Source organism: Acetivibrio straminisolvens JCM 21531, assembly GCF_000521465.1.
Classification (GTDB): domain Bacteria; phylum Bacillota; class Clostridia; order Acetivibrionales; family Acetivibrionaceae; genus Hungateiclostridium; species Hungateiclostridium straminisolvens.
The window spans coordinates 1-2938 of the sequence record NZ_BAVR01000122.1 but is presented as its reverse complement, the minus strand read 5'-3'; the positions used below and the strand labels follow the sequence as shown (position 1 = coordinate 2938).

Annotated in this window: 2 protein-coding genes and 1 pseudogene; all 3 read left to right on the top strand. The window is 33.0% G+C overall.

Annotated elements, in window-relative coordinates:
- The coding region (locus tag JCM21531_RS23230; RefSeq protein ID WP_243467883.1) for a DUF5702 domain-containing protein at nucleotides 1-1228 on the top strand (1228 nt) is incomplete at its 5' end.
- A 55-nt stretch (nucleotides 1229-1283) separates the two neighbouring features.
- Nucleotides 1284-1859, top strand: a complete 576-nt coding sequence (locus JCM21531_RS16815) for a hypothetical protein (RefSeq protein ID WP_003515003.1) — start codon at nucleotides 1284-1286, stop codon at nucleotides 1857-1859.
- A gap of 42 nt (nucleotides 1860-1901) precedes the next feature.
- Nucleotides 1902-2874: pseudogene (locus tag JCM21531_RS16810) on the top strand (copper amine oxidase N-terminal domain-containing protein).
- Nucleotides 2875-2938 lie beyond the last annotated feature (64 nt).

The following is a 2938-nucleotide window of genomic DNA, read 5'->3' as shown; positions in this document are numbered from 1 at the left end:
GATATATACGGATCCTACAAAGTTTAATGCTGCATTAGAAGTTGCTACGGTTGTAGCAGGATGGACCGGCGGTGTAGGTGTACCAATTGTACATACATTGATTATGATGGCATGGGCAATGGCGGAGTCTTTGTTTGATGTGTACCTGCTGTTAAAAGGTGATAGTGTACCGATATTTAAAACGAGGAATACGTGGATAACGGATATTAAAGGACTTTCGACAACAATTACAAATGAAATTATTGATGGCGCTAAGGAAAAGGCTAAAAATGTTGTTCATGAGGTGATTGATTATACGGAGAGTAAAGGTGAAGATTTTTTGAAGAAGGCTAGCAACATTGTATTAGACTATATAGACTCAAAAGTAGATTTGCTGGTAGACAAGGCATTTGCTAGCATTGAAAATCCTTTAAAAGAAGTTGTGTATTCCGCAGAGGAGTTATTTGATGATTTGGAGGCGAGTTTAAATATTGAAGTTGAGGGAGAAATAGGAGACATAATGAACCAAATCAGTAGTGAAGTTGAAACTTTGCTTCTTGAGCAAATGGAAATTGTTGAAAACAGTGCTTTGGGCACTTATGTACCTGTTACCATTCAAGGAGTTGATTATACAGATTTTCTTGAAGTATATAAAAATAGAAATCTAAAAGAAGCTATAGAAGAACTTACAGAAATACTTGCAGAGGGAAAAGAATTGCTTGGTTATAATATAGATGAAACAAGTAAAAAAGTGAATAGTATGATTTTTAACACTATTCAGGAAGCAAAAAGGAGAGTAAAGCATAATATAAAGTCCAGCATAGTGGAATATAAAGATAATTTGGTTAATAAGCTTAAAGAAACATTAAAAGATATTGCTGATAAAGGAAAAGAAGAAGTAAATAAATTTATTGATTCTATTGGCAATACAAGCGATTCAGAGGTAATGAAAACGAACCTCAAGGGGTCTTTCCTCTCTATGAAATATACTGATTACTTAAGACTATTTTTACTTTTCACAAACAAAGATGTGAAAATGAAAAGAATAGGTGATTTGATACAGGTAAATATGAGGAGTTTTTCGGGGAACAAAACATTTAAAATGTCAGAATGCAGTACATATATGCGTATTGAATCTTCAGTTTCAATAAAGTATTTGTTTGCGACAAAACCTTTTATACCAAAGGAATTTAGGACTGAAGATGGAAGAAGGATAAAGTTTGATGTTATTTTATATAAAGGATATTAATATTGAAAAATATAAATTGTTTTACTTATTATTATAAAGGAAGGAGATATTAAAAATGGTTAAAGTAAAGTTAATATTAATAACAATAGTAATCTGTGGAGTGTTTTTGTTAGCAGGTTGTGGCGGTAATGGAAAAGGAAGTGGTCAACCTTCCGGTGTGTCAAATTCGCCACAGAATGTGCATGAGACAGAAGATAAAAAAGAAAAGACCAATGCGGAAAGATTTTTGGAATATGTTAAAGAGGCCGCATATTTAAGAAATTTTACTCAAACAGGTGATTTTGCGGGGATTATGATTACATTGCATGATATATATAAAAATGACATTGTAAATCCTTACACTGGAGCCAGTGCAATATATGTGATGAATAGGACGAGAACTTATATGGAAAACCAAAATATGTCTGTGACAAAAGGATTCGGGGTTGACTGTGTATTAATAGATGACTATATAACACAACTAAAGAAAATAGATACTAATGAAGTAGTTTATTGTGTAAATCCGGAAAGTAAAGGCATGGTATTTGCGTTTTGGTTTATAGATGGCGTGTATATATATGAGATTGATGAAAATGGCCAAAAAATAAATGAAATCAAGCATTTCTTTGAAAAAGAAGAAAAAGAAGAATAAATATTTTGTATATGTAACATATATGTAGGAGGGAAAGCTGGAATGAAAAGAATTGTAAAAATATTAACAGTAGTATTAATAGTTACATACTTGTTGTCATTGCCAACATTAGCAATTGAGCTTCCAATTAGGGTAGTTGTAAATGGAACAAAGATAAATTTCCCAGACGCAGAGCCATTTATAGATGAAAATTCAAGGACACAGGTGCCTATCAGATTTGTTGGAGAAGCTCTGGGGGCGAATGTAAGTTGGGACGGAAATACAAAAAAAAGTGACAATAACATTAAACGGAAAAAAAGTAGTGCTTCAGATAGGGAATAAAAACTATGAAGTAAACGGACAACAGAAGCAAATGGATACAGTGGCATTATTAAAAGAATCCAGAACTTTTGTTCCAGTAAGGTTTGTGAGTGAAGCGTTAGGAGCAACCGTAAAGTGGAATGCAAATATAAGAACGGTCTATATTGATATGGATGGTGATGCAGCACCTTCTCCTGAACCGACAGGAGGAACAGTAAAATATTATGATGGAATAGCATTTAATGATGTTACCGATGTTGACCAGTATGGAAGAATAAAAGTTGATAAATTAAAGGAGTTTTTGCTCAAGTTAGCGGATCAATTGAGATTTGTAAAAGAAAACGGAAGATATTACATTGAATGCACATATCCGGAAATACCTGAAGGCTATGAATGGATTCTTGGTATAACGATCTACAACAAAGATGGTACTAGAGATGGATATTCTCCAATTGGACGTAATCCTGAATGGTTAATACCGGCCAAAGGTTCATTTAAAAAAGAAGCTACAGTTGTTACTGATATAAAGAATGTGAAGTTATTTAATATTGTAATTTCATTGGATCACGTGGAAACTGGCAGCTTGGGAATATTGAATATAGTTTATTATATGGATAAGTCAGAGATGAGAGCTAAGTTTGTGCCAGAGTCAGCGATTATACCTTCAGAGAATTATTCCGAAACATTTGATTTTAACAAAATGTTCCAATGGTAGAGTGAATTAGGGGGCAATAGAATGCGTAGAAGAATTTTCTATATTATATTTTTTACGCTGATAA